This is a genomic window from Mesobacillus boroniphilus (genome assembly GCF_018424685.1).
In the GTDB taxonomy this organism is placed as follows: Bacteria; Bacillota; Bacilli; order Bacillales; family Cytobacillaceae; genus Mesobacillus; species Mesobacillus boroniphilus_A.
Map to the genome: position 1 here is coordinate 260,912 of NZ_QTKX01000001.1, position 17,620 is coordinate 278,531.

At 43.1% G+C, this 17,620-nt stretch carries 16 protein-coding genes; 13 read left to right on the forward strand and 3 right to left on the reverse strand.

What is annotated here, in order from left to right; all coding sequences use genetic code 11:
• Positions 1–92: 92 nt before the first annotated feature.
• A complete protein-coding gene (locus tag DYI25_RS01305) occupies positions 93–905 on the reverse strand; it encodes an undecaprenyl-diphosphate phosphatase (protein WP_213366082.1) in 813 nt (270 codons plus the stop codon).
• 155 nt (positions 906–1,060) lie between these two features.
• Between DYI25_RS01305 and DYI25_RS01310 the strand changes: the two genes are divergently transcribed.
• Both DYI25_RS01310 and clpB read left to right on the forward strand, forming a co-directional pair.
• Positions 1,061–1,243: a YjzC family protein gene (locus DYI25_RS01310; RefSeq protein ID WP_079508079.1), complete on the forward strand. Its 183-nt coding sequence runs from the start codon at positions 1,061–1,063 to the stop codon at positions 1,241–1,243.
• A 143-nt stretch (positions 1,244–1,386) separates the two neighbouring features.
• Positions 1,387–3,990 carry an ATP-dependent chaperone ClpB gene (clpB, locus tag DYI25_RS01315; protein WP_213366085.1) on the forward strand — a complete coding sequence of 868 codons (2,604 nt, stop codon included), beginning with the start codon at positions 1,387–1,389 and terminating at the stop codon, positions 3,988–3,990.
• Between the two features lie 221 nt (positions 3,991–4,211).
• Here the strand turns inward: clpB and DYI25_RS01320 are convergent, their stop codons facing one another.
• The gene (locus DYI25_RS01320; RefSeq protein ID WP_213366088.1) at positions 4,212–4,400 is read right to left on the reverse strand and encodes a YjzD family protein; all 189 of its coding nucleotides are present in this window, start codon (positions 4,398–4,400) and stop codon (positions 4,212–4,214) included.
• Positions 4,401–4,659: 259 nt separating this feature from the next.
• Between DYI25_RS01320 and DYI25_RS01325 the strand changes: the two genes are divergently transcribed.
• The 4 genes from DYI25_RS01325 to DYI25_RS01340 all read left to right on the forward strand — a co-directional run bounded on the left by DYI25_RS01325 (position 4,660) and on the right by DYI25_RS01340 (position 7,600).
• The gene (locus DYI25_RS01325; protein WP_213366091.1) at positions 4,660–5,397 is read left to right on the forward strand and encodes a hydrolase; all 738 of its coding nucleotides are present in this window, start codon (positions 4,660–4,662) and stop codon (positions 5,395–5,397) included.
• Positions 5,398–5,465: 68 nt separating this feature from the next.
• Positions 5,466–6,293 (forward strand): hypothetical protein, encoded by an 828-nt coding sequence (locus tag DYI25_RS01330; RefSeq protein WP_213366094.1) that lies wholly within the window; start codon positions 5,466–5,468, stop codon positions 6,291–6,293.
• 143 nt (positions 6,294–6,436) lie between these two features.
• Complete coding sequence (locus tag DYI25_RS01335) at positions 6,437–7,387, forward strand: BMP family ABC transporter substrate-binding protein (RefSeq protein ID WP_213366096.1); 951 nt, start codon at positions 6,437–6,439, stop codon at positions 7,385–7,387.
• A 24-nt stretch (positions 7,388–7,411) separates the two neighbouring features.
• Positions 7,412–7,600, forward strand: a complete 189-nt coding sequence (locus tag DYI25_RS01340; RefSeq protein WP_213366099.1) for a ComZ family protein — start codon at positions 7,412–7,414, stop codon at positions 7,598–7,600.
• Between the two features lie 28 nt (positions 7,601–7,628).
• On the opposite strand, the gene DYI25_RS01345 is transcribed toward DYI25_RS01340, so the two are convergent.
• A complete protein-coding gene (locus DYI25_RS01345; RefSeq protein ID WP_213366102.1) occupies positions 7,629–7,940 on the reverse strand; it encodes a hypothetical protein in 312 nt (103 codons plus the stop codon).
• A gap of 278 nt (positions 7,941–8,218) precedes the next feature.
• Here DYI25_RS01345 and DYI25_RS01350 point away from each other — a divergent pair, with 278 nt between their 5' ends.
• From DYI25_RS01350 to opp4C, 7 genes are all read left to right on the forward strand, one after another.
• On the forward strand, positions 8,219–9,151 hold the full coding sequence (locus DYI25_RS01350) for a beta-ketoacyl-ACP synthase III (RefSeq protein WP_213366106.1): 933 nt from the start codon (positions 8,219–8,221) through the stop codon (positions 9,149–9,151).
• 59 nt (positions 9,152–9,210) lie between these two features.
• Complete coding sequence (gene fabF / locus DYI25_RS01355) at positions 9,211–10,452, forward strand: beta-ketoacyl-ACP synthase II (protein ID WP_213366109.1); 1,242 nt, start codon at positions 9,211–9,213, stop codon at positions 10,450–10,452.
• 493 nt (positions 10,453–10,945) lie between these two features.
• The gene (locus DYI25_RS01360) at positions 10,946–11,929 is read left to right on the forward strand and encodes an ABC transporter ATP-binding protein (RefSeq protein WP_213366112.1); all 984 of its coding nucleotides are present in this window, start codon (positions 10,946–10,948) and stop codon (positions 11,927–11,929) included.
• Positions 11,926–12,948, forward strand: a complete 1,023-nt coding sequence (locus DYI25_RS01365; RefSeq protein ID WP_274609480.1) for an ABC transporter ATP-binding protein — start codon at positions 11,926–11,928, stop codon at positions 12,946–12,948. The genes DYI25_RS01360 and DYI25_RS01365 overlap by 4 nt, the downstream gene beginning before the upstream one ends.
• A gap of 212 nt (positions 12,949–13,160) precedes the next feature.
• Positions 13,161–14,810: a peptide-binding protein gene (locus DYI25_RS01370; RefSeq protein ID WP_213366115.1), complete on the forward strand. Its 1,650-nt coding sequence runs from the start codon at positions 13,161–13,163 to the stop codon at positions 14,808–14,810.
• A gap of 419 nt (positions 14,811–15,229) precedes the next feature.
• Positions 15,230–16,180, forward strand: coding sequence for an ABC transporter permease (locus DYI25_RS01375; protein WP_213366118.1), 951 nt, complete (start codon positions 15,230–15,232; stop codon positions 16,178–16,180).
• An 87-nt stretch (positions 16,181–16,267) separates the two neighbouring features.
• Positions 16,268–17,107, forward strand: a complete 840-nt coding sequence (gene opp4C / locus DYI25_RS01380; RefSeq protein ID WP_249745332.1) for an oligopeptide ABC transporter permease — start codon at positions 16,268–16,270, stop codon at positions 17,105–17,107.
• Positions 17,108–17,620: the final 513 nt, after the last annotated feature.

The window sequence follows — 17,620 nt, forward strand, 5'->3', positions numbered from 1 at the left end:
CGAATAAGTGGTGGAAGCTGCGAAAGGGCCTATAGAAAGTATCTGCAAAAAAACACAAAAACCGGCTATTAAGTTAGCCGGCTTTTTGTGTATTAAGAAAAGAGGAGGACAAGTGGTCCTACAATGAAGCAGTAAATCGCAAAATACTTCAAGTTTCCACGCGCCATGATATTCATGAACCATTTTAATGAGAAGTAAGATGCTATAAGCGAAGCAATGAAGGCGAAAATATATGGAATTGCCAACTCCCCAAAACGGTCATCATGTAAGAGTTCAGAAAATCCGAGAACCATCCCGCCGAAACTAACTGGAATATAAAGCAGGAAAGAGTACCTTAGTGCAGTTTCCTGTTTCATTCCCAGGCTCATTGCTGCGACAATTGTAGCTCCAGATCGACTGATCCCAGGAATAAGTGCGACTGCTTGGGCCAGTCCAACAATAATGGCATCTTTGAAGCTTAAATCTCCATCATTCTTGCGGCCGCGCATATTACGGATCAGCCATAACGCCAGGCCAGTTACTATAAGTGTTATGCCGACAGTTTTAATGTCAGCCAATTGATCCTCGATAAAATCCCCGAATAGTACACCGATAGCCCCTGCTGGAATAGTCCCTACGATCAAATAAATGATGAACATAAAATCTGATTTTGCTTCAGGATCTTTACTTTTAAGGTATGCAATCCCGTTAACAATTAACCGGATTATATCGGCTCTATAAATTAACAATACAGCGAATAGAGAAGCTGTATTCATCAAAAGTGCAAAACTCATTCCTTCTATTTTCAGTTTAAAAAAATGCTCTGCAATTTCCAAATGCCCGCTTGATGAAACAGGAATTGGTTCGGTGATTCCCTGGAATAGGCCTAAAAATATGTATTTAATCAATTCATAGAAATTTTCCATATTGTCTTTGATTTCCTCCGCAAATTTTTTAAAACTCATACACACTAATGTACCGTATAACCCTTTTTTTTGGAAGGATAAATTATGCATAAATACTTTATTTAAATCAGCAAATAATAAAATTGCCGGAATACTTTAATGAAGGAGGAAGGCAAATGGGTCAAAGTCATCAGTTCCGTGCCGGACAAAAGGCACCGAATAATGGTATTTACATTGAAATTGGCGAAACAGGCAGCAATGTCAACAACCCGCAAAAAATCAAACTGAAAGCTGGGGATCGTTTTCCGGAAAACTCCAATCATAACCGCCACTGGACTTACATGCCAAAGTTTAAATAAATCACGCCAGGGCAAGAGCATTTTCTGTGATGAAATTCATACTGACTTATCTTAAAGCCATCCAGTGCGGATGGCTTTACTAATTGGGAATTTTTATTATAATATATATAAAGGTCAAAAAAGGTCAAAGGAGTGGTTGGGCCGTGGATTTAAATAAAATGACAGAAAGCTTGCAGAATGCCTTTGTATCAGCCCAGACCCTGGCTGTTCAACATAATCACCAGGAAGTAGATGATACGCACCTGTTGCTTTCCTTGCTTGAACAGGATGGCAATCTGGCGGCAACATTGCTTACTACTGGTATCGGACTGAATCTAGATAATCTTAAAGAAGAATTAATGTTTATCCTGTCAAAGAAACCCCAAGTCTCTGGAAGTGGTGTAGAGCAGGGGAAATTATATATTACCGCAACGCTGCAAAAGGTTTTAGCACAGGCCGAAAAGGAAATGAAACGGTTTGAAGATGACTATTTATCGGTAGAACATGTTTTGTTGGCCCTGCTTGAAATTCCTGGCTCTGAATCTGGCGGAGCAATGAGGAAATTAGGAGTTATCAGGGAAAAATTATTAACGAGAATCAATGAGGTTAGGGGGAACCAGAGAGTGACTTCACAAAATCCAGAAGCAACTTACGAAGTGTTAAAAAAATATGGACGTGACCTTGTGGAGGAAGTTCGGTCAGGAAAGGTTGACCCGGTAATCGGCAGGGACAGTGAAATTCGCAATGTCATCCGCATCCTTTCTAGGAAGACGAAAAACAATCCTGTTTTGATCGGCGAGCCAGGCGTAGGTAAGACAGCTATTGTAGAAGGGCTGGCACAGAGGATTGTTCGAAGAGATGTTCCTGAAGGTTTAAAGGATAAGACAGTTTTTGCACTTGACATGAGTGCACTGATTGCAGGTGCTAAATTCAGAGGCGAATTTGAAGAGAGATTAAAAGCTGTCTTGAATGAAGTGAAAAAGAGTGAAGGCAAAATCCTGTTGTTCATAGATGAACTCCATACCATTGTTGGTGCGGGAAAGACTGAGGGGGCAATGGATGCCGGGAATATGCTGAAACCCATGCTTGCTCGTGGGGAGCTCCATTGTATTGGTGCAACCACTCTGGATGAACACAGAAAATACATTGAAAAAGATCCTGCGCTTGAACGCCGCTTCCAGCAGGTGTTGGTACAAGAACCAGATGTCGAGGATACAGTGTCAATTTTACGAGGATTGAAGGAAAGGTTTGAAATCCATCATGGAGTAAACATCCATGACAGTGCACTAGTTGCTGCTGCTACATTGTCAGATCGATACATCACAGACCGATTCTTACCTGACAAGGCGATTGACCTGGTTGATGAAGCTTGCGCGATGATTCGGACAGAAATTGACTCGATGCCGACTGAGCTTGATGAAGTGACTAGAAGGGTAATGCAGTTAGAAATTGAAGAAGCGGCGTTGACAAAGGAAAAAGATGATGCAAGCCGCGAACGTCTTGAAACTCTTCGTAAGGAGCTCGCCAACTTGAGGGAAAAAGCGAATGCAATGAAGTCAAGGTGGCAGAAGGAAAAAGAAGGCATCCAAAAAGTTCAGGAACAGCGTGAGCTGCTGGAAAAACTCCGTCGAGAACTGGAAAAGGCCGAAAATGACTATGATTTGAATAAAGCAGCTGAACTTAGACATGGCCGTATTCCTTCTATTGAAAAAGAACTGAAAGCACTTGAGCTGGAAGTTAGCAAAAATGAAGGGGAAAGACTTCTCCGCGAAGAAGTGACTGAAGAAGAAATTGCATCGATTGTCTCCAGATGGACAGGTATACCAGTGATGAAGCTCGTTGAAGGAGAGCGGGAAAAGCTTCTCAAGCTAGAAAGCATCCTCCATGAGCGAGTTGTGGGACAGGAAGAAGCAGTATCACTAGTGGCCGACGCGGTCCTCAGGGCAAGAGCTGGCATCAAGGATCCGAACAGGCCAATTGGGTCATTCATTTTCCTAGGCCCTACCGGTGTCGGTAAAACGGAACTGGCCAAAACGCTTGCTCAGTCATTGTTTGACAGTGAGGAGCATATCATTCGAATCGATATGTCTGAGTATATGGAAAAACATGCAGTATCAAGGCTTATTGGAGCACCTCCAGGATATGTAGGTTATGAAGAAGGCGGCCAGCTGACAGAAGCGGTTAGAAGGAATCCATATTCGGTTATCCTCCTCGATGAAGTAGAGAAAGCACATCCAGAAGTTTTCAATATCCTTTTACAAATGCTGGATGATGGACGGATAACGGATTCTCAGGGAAGAACGGTCGACTTTAAGAACACTGTGATAATTATGACGTCCAATATTGGCTCGCACTATTTACTTGACCGGCAAGGTGGAGACGAAGAAATCTCTTCTGAGACCAGGGATCTGGTAATGGGCCAGTTGCGCAGTCATTTCCGTCCGGAATTTCTGAATCGAGTAGACGAGATCATTTTGTTCAAGCCTTTGGCATTAAAAGAAATCAAAATGATTGTAGGGAAATTAGTAAAGATTTTGCAGTCAAGATTGGCTGACCAGCAAATCCAGCTGTCAATCACGGACGAAGCAAAAGAGTTTTTAGCTGAGCATGGATTTGATCCTGTATACGGCGCGAGGCCGCTGAAGCGATTCATCCAGAGAAGTGTAGAAACAAAGCTTGCGAGGGAAATTATTTCCGGCAGAATAAAAGAGAAGAGCCAGGTAGAAATTGGCGTAGATAGTGGAGATATTTCGTTGAGTGTAAAATAAGACGTTATGGTACAAAAGATAAAAAGTCATCCGGGTCGGATGACTTTTTATGTACTTTTATAAGAAAGTATAAGCTTTTTGCACTAAGATTAGTGTCTAGCTCCAGCGCCTAGTCCCTAGAGTCGCTTCGGTCAGCCCAATGAAGTCAATGAACGACTTCACCGGTCAGCCCTCTGAGGCACACGATGTGCGAGACCCGCCAGCGCTTGCGCTTTTCTTATTTAATGGCCGTGCTTTTCTTCAGAGCCATTTGGAAGAACTGCCGGAATCACAAGGATAATGATTGTTGCCACAACAGCAAGGATCGTGCTTTGAGCTAAGTCCAATCCAACGCCGATCATCGCGCCAGCCACGTAATTAAGCATTAGAACCAGGAGGAATGTCCAGAATAAAGTCCAGAAATATTTCACGAATTTCACCTCTTACATTATTAAATCTTTTCTCATCTTACCACAAGCCATATAAATTATAAATCAAATTTGAATAAAATGAAAAGCGTTTTCACAGAACAATTCTATTTTTCCAAACCTAACAATATTAAATTTGCCGGAGTCATGGAGATTTGAGTATAGACAAGGGATTAAAATGGAAAAATGGGCAAAACCCCTTTCATTTCCTGTTAAACTACATACAGTAATATGAATAATCTATAGGGAAGGGGTTGGTAAGATGGAGAGCCGGAACTTTAAACTGGATACCGAATGGAATGTCATCCATTATCCTGAAAGGCCAAATGGTTTCGGTATCCTGACGATTGGAGATGAAAGGCACTTTGTGAACAGCAGCAGCAGCTTCTGGACGCAGAATGAAGGTAAACGTTCATTGTTGAACATATGGAAAAATGAAGGGTATACTGTTTTTTATTCAAATTTATATGGAAGGCATTGGGGAAGTGAAAAATCTGTCGATTTAACGATGAGACTGTGCAGTCATATCGTCCGTAATGAAATATTGAATACTTCATTTCATATAGTGGCTGAGGGTATGGGAGCACTTGTTGCCTTAAAGCTTTTAGCGATTAATGATTTTAATATCAGGAGCCTGGTCTTGATTAATCCAATCCTTTCTCTAAGTGCGCATCTTGAGCAGGAAAAAGAGAATAAGTTTTTTTATAAAAAGCTGATCGCAGAACTAGAAGCTGCATATGAAACCGATATGAGCATGCTCCTTGAGAGGCTTGATAGAGTCTCTGCTGGTCCTGCGTTCAATAAAGAAACGCCAGTGAAAATCATTCAGGTTTTATCGGGAAACAGGGCTTATAAGCAGTCAAGTATCATTAAGGATCTTTCAGTTAAATGGGAAAAAGATGACCTCCCAGTTACGATAAGCTATGTACTGCCAGAAAAAAAGCTGCAGGTAGGAAGCCAAATCGTTCAATTTTTTACAAAACATGAGCAAGTCCTATAACTCCCTGCAAATATTTTTAATTTTAGTCTCATAGTATACAAGAGAGTATTTGCAAGGAGGAATTTAAAATGGAAAGGGCAACCATTCTCGGAATATATGATTTTATTGGGTATAGCTTGTGCCGGTATATGCTTGATCTTGGCGTTGAGATAGATGGTATCGATCCAGAAGGGAACATAGAAGATTATTTTACAGAGGAAAAACGCCTGGAAATCGGCAGGAATGCCAACTTCACAGAAATTGGTCTGAAAGACTGGGAAGTTGAGGGAGCAAAAGGTTTTCTGTTTGTGACTTTATTTGGATCGCTTCAGACACGGAAGGGTACAGATGATATAGTGGAAGCACTTTTAACCAAATTAGAAAACCGTCATTTGAAAAGGCTGCCGACAGCTGTCATACTGCCTGCATACTTTGCCCAAGAAAATGTGAAATTGAGAGAGGCAGATACAAAAATTAGCCATTTTATCAGCAGCCGGGAATCCACACTTCTAACAATCTATTTGCCGACCATTTATGGTCCTTGGCAGCCGGAGGATTGTTTTTTTCAGCAAACGATGACTCTTTCTTCAATTGATGACAGGAAAATTCCTGACATTGGACAATGGGAATGGACGCATGATTGTTTGTATATTGATGATGCAGTAAAAACGATAAAAGAAATGGCTGAATCAGGCCACCAGGGCCAGTATATACTATCGAGTGGAGAACAGGGCAGATGGCTGCAATGTGCAGAGGAGCTACTTGGCAAGGAAGCTGCAATACTTAGGAAAGAAGTTAAGACACCAGTAATTAAAGGGTCAATCCAAGTCAGGCCAGTAGAACAAAATGAGCAAATCAGCAAGGGGTTAAGCAGGCAAAAGGAGCAATTTACCCGGATACAGGACAGCAGAGTCTAAGCGAATTTCGATAAACTACTTTTCAAAGTTATACTCCAGAGAGTAAAATGGTAAAAGATTCTTTTAATCGGTTCCATTTTAATAAAGCGAACACTGAATGATTTAAAGGATTTGCACAGTGGCGCAAAAAGGAGATGCATCGGATGCTGAAACGTTTCGGGCTAATATTGTTAAGCCTTCTTTTGCTTGGGGGATGCGGACAACCTCTTGCAACAGGCAAGGTGGAGAAAGTCGGTCTGTTGGTGCCTGAAACTATTAATGATCAGGTGTGGGGGACGAAAGGGTATCGAGGACTTCTGAAAATCCAATCCAGCCTGGGAGTTGATGTCTTTTTCAAAGAAGGCATGGATTCACAGGAAGCCGTAGAAGCTGCAGTGAGGGAGTTCAACCGGCAGGGTGTTAACCTTATATATGGACATGGAAATGAGTACGCTGCCTATTTCAATAAGATTTCAGGGAAATACCCTGACATACATTTCATCAGTTTTAATGGAGATGCCAGGACAAAAAATACTACAAGTCTAAACTTCAAGGCATATGCCATGGGCTTTTTTGGCGGAATGGTCGCGAGCCACATGTCTGAAACCGGCAGAGTCGGAATCATTGCAGCATTTGAATGGCAGCCAGAAGTGGAAGGCTTTTATGATGGTGCGATGTTTGAAAACAAGGATATGAAGGTCGACATACGATATGTAGGCCACTGGGATGACCAGGAGAAAGCGCTTGATGTACTTGATGATTTTTTGGCTAAGGGGGCTGATGTCATTTATCCAGCTGGTGATGGGTTCAATGTGCCCATCATTGAAAGGGTGAAGGACAAGGGGTTATATGTAATAGGCTATATTTCAGACCAGTCTGATTTCGGTGAGTCGACAGTTTTAACGAGTACTGTCCAGCATGTTGACGACTTGTATGAATTGTCGGCTAAAAAATTCAATAACGGAGACCTGAAGTCGGGTAATTTATCATTCGACTTTCAGGACGGAGTTATTTCCCTCGGTAAGTTCAGCCCACAAGTCGATTCGGATTATAGGAAAAAATTGAGCACGTATATCAATACTTATAAAGAAACCGGCAAATTACCAAACCAATGATTAAGACTAGAGGAGGCAATATACATGCAAAATAATGACAAAACAATGGAGTTCATGCAAATCGCCATGAAGTATCTTCCGGAAGCACAGCAAAAACTTCAGGAGGCAGGCATTGAATTGACAATGGACAACCTGCAGCCATTTTTCACGCTTTTCACAAATGTAATGAACGAAGCTTACGAGCTGGGAAAAGCTGATGCCGCAAAAGAATAACATATACAGAAAAAAGCTGAGGAGCGCCTCAGCTTTTATTTTTTTCTATGAAATGGTCAAAAAGTGGCCTTACCTTGCCCACTAGTGGCTTGAGCTCTCTGGCTGATGTGATCAATGTATCTACATGGTACATCACTTCATCTAAATCAATTTGTCCCAGGTACTTGTTGAGGGGAGAATTATTTTTCACACTTTGCTCGCTTTCTTCTTCTTTATTGCTGGGACGCCCGAACATGAATTGGTCGAAATGGGTATACTCCTGTTCTTGTTGATCGGAACCTTCATCATTCTCTCTCTTTAGCTTAAAACCAAATAGGTCCCTGGATCTTCCATCCTCCATTTTCACTCCCACCTTTCTTTTTCCTATTTTTCGTAAGAAACTGATTAGACTGGCTTATTTCAATTGCTTTTAGGGCGTCAAATACGGCCCAAAAACATTGGTCTTCACTGTCATTTTATGATTTGTCTGGCCATATGGACTAGGGCAGGTGCGGATTTCTTAATTTTCAGTTGCAGTGAAAGAGCAGTTTCTGATAAAATTAGTACCAAGTCATAATAATTGATAATAAAAATTTAGAGAAATATAGAAATAATACAAGATAAAAGGAGATGGATCCCATGAATGCAGGGATAACTGGGGTTGGCCGGTACTTGCCGGAGAATATTGTGACAAACCTTGATTTGGAAAAGAGAATGGATACTTCGGATGAGTGGATCCGGACAAGGACGGGGATTGAAGAAAGAAGAATAGCAGGCGACGATATAGAAACATCGGATTTAGCCTACCGTGCTGCTGTTGAAGCAATCAGCAATGCTGGGATATCAGCTGAGGACCTCGACTTGATTCTTGTGGCAACTGTTACACCTGATCAGCCTTTTCCAACAGTATCGTGTATGCTCCAGGATCAACTGGGGGCGAAAAAAGCAGCAGCGATGGACGTGAGTGCTGCATGTGCCGGTTTCATGTATGGGATGGTTACGGCGAAACAATTTATAGAATCAGGTGCTTATAAGTATGTTTTAATAGTAGGTGTAGAAAAGCTGTCCAAGATCACCGACTGGAACGATCGCAATACAGCTGTTTTATTTGGTGATGGTGCTGGAGCGGTAGTTATGGGACCTGTTTCGGAGGGCAAAGGAGTTCTTTCGTTTGAATTGGGTTCTGATGGCTCTGGCGGGAAGCATCTATACCAGGAAGATTACATTGTGATGAACGGGCGGGAAGTTTTTAAATTTGCTGTCAGGCAAATGGGCGAGAGCAGCATTAACGTTCTTGAAAAAGCAGGGCTTTCAAAAGAGGACGTCGATTTCTTGATTCCCCACCAGGCAAATATTAGAATTATGGAATCAGCCCGCCAGCGACTGGAGCTGCCGGTTGAAAAAATGTCTAAGACAGTCCATAAATACGGAAATACATCAGCCGCGTCTATTCCAATCTCGCTTTTTGAAGAACTGGAAGCAGGAAAAATCAAGGATGGCGATTTAGTTGTCATGGTTGGATTTGGCGGCGGTTTGACATGGGGCGCGATTGCTATGCGCTGGGGTAAATAAATCACATAAGTTGAACTCTATATAAAATAAGAGTCTAGTTAAAAGGAGATGCAATTAGAATGGATAAACGCAGAGTTGTAGTTACTGGAATCGGAGCTGTCACTCCTATAGGGAATGACGCGGAAACTACATGGAAAAACATCATTGAGGGTGTTTCCGGAATCGGACCGGTCACAAGACTGAATGCAGATGACTTTCCTGCTAAGGTTGCGGCGGAAGTAAAAGAATTTAATGTTGAAAACTTTATCGATCGCAAAGATGCTAGGAAGATGGATCGTTTTACTCATTATGCAGTTGCCGCTTCATTGATGGCAGTAAAAGATTCTGGTCTGGAAATCACAGATCACAATGCTCCTAGGGTCGGTGTATGGATTGGGTCAGGAATTGGCGGGATGGAGACATTCGAGCAGCAGCATGAAACATTCATGAATAGGGGCTACCGCAGAGTAAGCCCATTCTTTGTGCCAATGATGATTCCTGATATGGCTACAGGACAGGTATCCATCACACTGGGCGCAAGAGGCTTTAATTCTTGTACAGTCACAGCATGTGCGACAGGTACCAACTCAATCGGGGATGCCTTTAAGGTCATCCAACGCGGCGACGCTGACGTGATGGTTACTGGAGGAGCAGAAGCGCCAATCACGAAAATGTCTTTTGCAGGCTTTTGTGCAAATACAGCTCTATCTACTAACCAGGATCCACAAAAAGCGAGCAGGCCATTTGATAAAAATCGTGATGGATTTGTCATGGGTGAGGGCTCAGGCATTGTTGTCCTTGAAGATTTAGAACACGCACTGGCCCGTGGAGCTAAAATATATGCTGAAATCGTTGGTTACGGTGCTACCGGAGATGCATATCATATTACCGCGCCAGCTCCTGAAGGAGAAGGCGGGGCAAGAGCGATGAAAATGGCACTTGACGATGCAGGCCTTGCTCCAGAAGAAGTAGGATATATCAATGCCCATGGAACAAGCACTGAATATAATGATAAATACGAAACAATGGCCATCAAGTCAGTTTTTGGGGAGCAGGCGTATAAGCTTGCAGTAAGCTCAACAAAATCGATGACAGGGCACCTGCTCGGAGCAGCAGGCGGTATCGAAGCAATTTTCACGATTCTTGCTTTGAAAGAAGGAATCCTGCCACCAACTATCAACCTGGAAACACCAGACCCAGATTGTGACCTGGATTATGTGCCTAACGAGGCACGTAAGCAACAGGTAAATGCAGCAATCAGCAACTCACTAGGCTTCGGCGGACATAATGCGACAATTGCATTTAGAAAATATGATGCTTAATGAATAAGACGGGGAAGAAGTTAAATTCTTCTACTAGCAGAAACTCTATTTGATTATAGGGTTTCTGCTTTTTTTTATTACCCCTTTAGTAGGTAAAAGCAGAGTCCTTGCATTGTCCGAAAAAGCTCCCAATCTCCATATTTGGGTAAAAGCAGAGTCCCTGCATTGCCCGAGAAAGTTTCAATACTCACATTTGGGTAAAAGCAGTGTTCATCATACTCCCTCTCAAAACTTCCATTGTAGAAAACGAAAACTCAATCCTATTCTTATCTCGCTCATTTGCGACTAGTAAAAAGCGACTTCAATTAAAACAATTCACCTGCAAAAAGTACATTTTTCCTAACACTTATAAAATATTGCACATAAAAAAGTAATGAAAGTGTAATAAAAGAACGCTCTTTCTAATAATTAATAATTATCAGAATCTTTTACTTGGTCAGAAAGTCATTTCTCTTAATATCAATTTCATTGGAATAGGCGGTGTACAAGAAACGTGACAGCCTTATTGGAACTAAAGAATCTTAAAACCTATTTTAAAAGGAAAAAGACAATGATTCCAGCAGTTGATGGAGTTGATTTAGTCATCAATAGAGGGGAAACTGTCGCATTGGTAGGGGAATCAGGATCTGGAAAGAGTATTACCTCTCTATCGATTATGCGATTGATACCTAGTCCTCCCGGAGAAATTGTGGACGGGCAGATCCATTTTGATGGCCGGGATCTTGTCAAAGCCAGCGAGGAAGAAATGTGCAAAATCCGCGGGAATGATATATCGATGATTTTCCAGGAACCTATGACCTCGCTCAATCCTGTACTTACCATCGGTGATCAAATCATGGAAGTCCTGACATACCATCAGGGCTTGAATAATGCCATGGCGAAGAAAAAGGCAGTTGAGATGCTGGAGTTGGTTGGTTTTTCCCGTGCGAAGGAAATCATCAATGATTATCCGCACCGGCTTTCGGGGGGGATGCGCCAGAGAGTGATGATTGCGATGGCGATGAGCTGCAACCCTAAGCTATTGATAGCGGATGAGCCGACAACTGCATTGGACGTGACCATACAGGCGCAAATATTGGACTTGATGAAGGAGTTGAGCACAAAGTTTGAAACCTCAATCCTTATCATCACCCATGATCTGGGAGTGGTTTCTGAAGTTGCTGATCGAGTCGTCGTCCTGTATGCAGGGCAGGTAGTAGAAGAAGCAATGGTGGAAGATCTATTTGAAAATCCGCTGCATCCTTATACCAGTGGTCTTATGGGTTCCATCCCATCGATAGACGAGGACCATTCACGGCTTGCTTCTATTGAAGGAAATGTTCCGTCGCCTGAAAATCTCCCATCAGGCTGCCGTTTTGCGCCTCGCTGCCCGCATGCCTTTGAGCGCTGTTTCAGTGAAATGCCAGAGCTTGTGAGAAAATACGCCAATCGTTCTGTAAGGTGCTTCCTACATGATAGCAAGGAGGTGAAGCAATGATATCGCCAACTGAAACCATGGAAAAGAATTCATCGGAGAATGGCTCTGAAATCTTGCTTGAATTACAGGATGTAAGAAAACACTTTCCCATAAAATCCGGCTTGCTGCAAAAGACAGTTGGTCATATAAAGGCAGTCGATGGAATAAATCTGAAGGTGAATAAAGGTGAGACATTAGGAATCGTTGGAGAATCAGGATGTGGCAAATCAACAGTCGGCAGGACCGTTATCCGACTCTATGAACCTACCGATGGAAAGATCATTTTCAATGGCAGGGATATCTCCCATTTATCTGAAGGTGAGCTTCGAAAGGATGTACGCAAAAACATCCAGATGATTTTTCAGGATCCATTCGCTTCCCTTAACCCAAGGAAAACACTAAGGTCAATCATCAGGGAGCCTCTTGATACCCATCATCTGTATAAAAGCAAAGAGAGGGATGAAAAAGTTGAAAGTCTGTTGGAGAAGGTCGGACTCAATGCTTCATTCATCAATCGGTATCCACATGAATTTTCAGGCGGACAGCGGCAAAGAATCGGGATATCAAGGGCGCTGGCATTGAACCCTGAACTGATCATTGCCGATGAAGCTGTGTCAGCATTGGATGTTTCAATCCAGGCACAAATTATCAATTTGATGGAGGACCTGCAGGAAGAATTCGGTCTTACTTATATCTTTATATCGCATGACCTAAGTGTTGTCAGGCATATAAGCGACAGGGTAGGAGTTATGTACCTTGGAAAAATGATGGAGCTTGCTTCAAAAAAAGAGCTTTACGCAGAACCGCTCCATCCATATACGCAGGCATTGCTGTCGGCTGTGCCGGTGCCTAGAAAGAAAGGTGTCATAAAGAGGGAACGGATTATTTTAAAAGGTGAGCTGCCAAGCCCGGCAAACCCGCCAAAAGGGTGTGTCTTCCATACAAGGTGTCCAGCTGCATTTGACCTTTGCAAACAAGTGAACCCTGACTTCAAAGAAGTCAAGAACAACCATTTTGTTGCCTGCCATCTGTATACATAGGGCAGGAGCAGGACTTGAAAGGAGGAGATACCAGCACCTTTCTATTGTTTAAGGCTATTTACGTAAACTTTGTTGTTGAACGAGTATTAATGTATTCCGAAATCAGTCTGGAAGCTTGTAAGAATGCATTAGCAGATGCGAATAACAAAAATGGATTCCGTAAATGAAATGGCAAATAAAAAACCTAGTAAAAAACTTAAGGGGGAAATGAAGTGAAATTTAAAAAAGCTTCTTGGTGGTTGATTAGCCTTACTTTGATCTTGTCGATGTTCCTGACTGCGTGTTCAGGGAATACAGCTGAGGATCCTAAAGAAACTCCTGGAGATGACGGCAAGAAAGAAGAGGAGGCATCAGGGCCGCAGCAAGGCGGGGACTTAATTATTGGTTCCACTGGTGCTCCAACGATTTTCAACCCGCTTTACTCTACTGACTCGTCAAGCTCTGACATTGAGGGGTTCATTTTTGACAGTCTTGTATCTTCAGATACTGAATTCAACCCGACACTCAGTATGGCTGAATCCATCGATACATCTGAGGATGGCCTGACTTTTACAGCCAAATTGAAGCAGGGCATCAAATGGCATGACGGAGAGGATTTCACAGCAGACGATGTCGTGTTCACCTTCAGTGTTCCGAAAGATCCTGATTATAATGGTGAGCGAGGATCAGCTTTCGAGGCATTAGAATCCGTAACAAAAATCGATGATTATACTGTTGTGTTCAAACTGAGTAAGAAGGATGCTTCATTCTATCCCGTTTCCTTGAGCTACTATATCCTTCCTGAACATATTTTAAAGGATGTCCCTGTTGCAGAACTTGGCGAGCATGAATTCAATACAAAGAGTCCAATTGGTACAGGTCCATTCAAATTTGTTGAATGGAAGGATGGCGAATATGTAAAAGTTGAAGCATTCGGTGACTACTTCAAAGGTCGTCCTTATCTTGATACACTCACATACAAAATCGTACCAGACATGGATGCGATGATTGCGCAGCTCCAGGCTGGCGATATTCATTTTGCAGCAGGCGTTCCTGGTACTGACATCGAAACAGTCAAGTCATTCCCAGGTGTAAAGGTAGAATCGGGCTTAGGTCTTTCTTACACATACCTGGGCTATAACCAGAAGAATGACCTGTTTAAAGACAAGAAAGTACGCCAGGCAATCACTCATGCAATTGACAGAGAAGCGATTGTCAGCTCTGTCATGAACGGTGATGGTAAAGTGGCACACGTTCCGGAAAGCCCGCTATCTTTTGCCTATAATGATGACGTTAAAAAATTCGAGTATGATGTTGATAAAGCTAAGGAATTACTTGCTGATGCTGGATGGAAAGACTCTGATGGCGATGGAATCCTTGATAAGGATGGGAAGAAATTCTCATTCACGGTTAAAACGAACCAGGGCAACAAAGTCCGTGAAGATATCGTTGTCGTCCTTCAGGAACAGCTGAAGGAAGTAGGAATCGAGGCGAAGCCTGAAATCGTTGAATGGAGCGCGTTCATTGAGCAGATTTCCGCTCCGAACTGGAACTATGATGCACTTGTCCTGGGATGGAGCCTGTCAACATTCCCGGACCAGTATGATATTTTCCACACGAGCCAGATGGAAGAAGGCCTTAACTTCGTCTGGTACTCAAATCCTGAAGCAGATAAGCTGATGGAAGAAGCAAAACAGATTCTTGATCAGGATGAATATAAGGCAGCATATGCCGACATCTATAAGATGCTGGCAGAAGACCAGCCATACACATTCCTGTACTATCCTAACGTCCACAGGGTAATGCCAGCGAATCTTGAAGGCTATGTTTTCCACGCGAAGGATGATTTTTATGAAATCTCCAAGTGGTGGATAAAAAATTAGATTTATTAACCCACATCATCTGTATGGGAGGGAAGGGGGATCCCTTCCCTCTCAAACTTTGAATATCAGAAATAATAAATTTCACTCCGAGAATTGCCCAGCTCCAGCGCCTAGCCAGTTTTCATCCCTGTAAAGGCTTCCTGGAGTATCTTGCGAGAAGCGTTAGCTTTGAGCAGCTCGAGTCGCTTCGGTCCGCTCAGGTGAAGTCAAAGAACGACTTCACCGGTCTGCCCTCCGAGGCACACGATGTGCTAGACCCGCCAGCCACAGGACAAGGAAAGCATCGGAGCGATTCATCGCACGACCGAAAGCGGTAGCTTTTGGGAGGACGTGGCGTTATCGGCGGGCAGCGCTTGTCGGGGCTGACCAAGGCGCTTGCGCTTTTCTTATAATCTCTTCATTTTAAAAGGAGAATTGCCATGCTATCTTATATCATTCGCCGAATACTGATGGCCATTCCTTTGCTGCTAGGGATTACGATTGTCTCCTTTGCAATTATGAAGCTTGCTCCCGGTGATCCTGCCAGCCTGATGATGGACCCAACGATCAGTCCGGCTGATAAGGAAAGGTTCATGGAAAGGTACGGGCTTAACGATCCTGTCCATATTCAGTATTTAAAGTGGCTGGGGGCCATGCTTCAGGGTGACTTTGGTACTTCGCTTATCCGCAAAGGTGTTCCGGTAATTGAAATGATTATGAACAGGATGCCTAATACGATTTTACTGATGGTCGTTTCAACATTCGTGGCCCTGTTAATTTCGATTCCATTTGGAGTCATTTCTGCTACACGACCGTATTCAAAGCTGGATTATTCAGTTACAGTCACATCATTTCTTGGAGTCGCAACCCCAAACTTCTTCCTGGGCCTGATATTAATCATGGTCTTCGCGGTTCAGAACAACTGGTTCCCGACTGGAGGAGTAGCGACATTGAACGCTCCTTTCAGCTTATGGGACAGGATACACCATTTAATCATGCCGGCATTTGTTTTGGCTTCCGCCGATATGGCTGGACTGACTAGGTATACGAGATCGAGCATGCTCGAAGTGATTAAACAGGATTATATGAGGACTGCGAGAGCGAAAGGGTTTAGAGAAAACAAAGTCATTTATAAGCACGGTCTCCGTAATGGCCTGATTCCGGTCATAACGATTTTCGGCTTGATGATTCCTTCCTTCATAGGCGGGGCAGTCATTGTTGAAAAAATTTTCACCTGGCCAGGGATTGGCTTATTGTTCGTAGACTCCGCGTTCCAGCGGGATTATCCGGTGCTTATGGGTTTAACAGTGATTTCATCGGTGTTTGTCGTAATCGGGAATCTAATTGCCGATATACTTTACGCAATTTTTGATCCAAGGATCGAGTATTAAGGGGAGGTAAACATGGCAAAAACAAATCTAGCTGGAAATAACTCTGGCAGCCTTGACTTGCATGGCATCAAAACCTCGCGGGATACAATGCTCGGGATCATTGTCAGGAAGTTTTTCAAAAACAAGCTTGCCATTTTTGGCGGATTATTCTTGGTCATCATTATTACGGCAGCACTTTTAGCGCCGGTCATCGCGCCATACTCGCCTTCTAAACAAAATCTGCTGTTAAAATTGCAGCCGCCTAATAGCGAGCATTGGCTTGGGACCGACCGATTCGGCAGGGATGTATTTTCCAGGCTTTTATATGGGGCAAGAATATCTCTATTGGTAGGTTTTGCTTCAGTGTTAGGCTCGATTACGATCGGAACCTTTCTTGGAGCTGTAGCTGGTTATGTTGGCGGGATTGTAGATGCTATCATCATGCGTTTTGTAGATATCATACTATCAATCCCATCCATTTTCTTATTGATTACTCTCGTTACGATTTTCAAGCCAGGAGTGGATAAGCTAATTTTAATTTTCGCCCTGCTAGGCTGGACAACTACTGCCCGTCTTGTGAGAGGTGAGTTCCTATCATTAAGGTCAAGGGAATTTGTCCTAGCATCCAAAACGATTGGAACAAGGACACATACGATTATTTTTTCACACATCCTGCCCAATGCTATGGGGCCAATCATTGTATCAGCCACATTGGCAGTAGGCTATGTCATTCTGGCAGAATCAGGGTTAAGTTATTTGGGACTAGGCATTCAGCCTCCGGACGCAAGTTGGGGAAACATGCTACAGGACGCACAAAATTTCACGATTCTATTAAAATCATGGTGGTACCCGCTGGCACCAGGATTAATGATCTTGTTGACCGTCATTTGTTTTAACTTTGTCGGCGATGGACTCAGGGATGCGCTCGACCCGAAAATAAATGAGTAGCATTTTTAACGACTCGAAACTTTATAAACAGCGAGCACCTATTCAAAGAGTAATCTTCTGTTAGATAAAAGCCAGGTAATCCTGGCTTTTTCTATGTTAAGGAGTTTATAAAGTTAATAGGTTGTGGAAAACCATATGTAGTTTTCGTAATCCAGCTCCAGCGCCTAGCCCCTCGAGTCGCTTGTCTAGCTGCGGCTCCTAACTCCTCGAGACGCTTGTCTAGTGTCGCCTCCTAAAAACTCCGAAACTTCAACTCCGCCGACAGAAGCAAAAAAGCGCTTCTTTGTCGGAGTCTCCAGTTTCAGCGTTTCTGGGCAGTCGGCTATACATTTCGATTTCGGTCCTGCCAATGAAGTCAAAGAACGACATCACCGGTCGGTCCTCCAGCGCTTTTTGTTCATGTTGGGAAAATTTTAAAAATGATCAGGACTTTCCCGAACTAATGGCCTTTATTTTCATAGAATAGCTGTAAAAGTGATTTTCTTCGGAGGGAGAGCAATGGGGTAGTCAGGA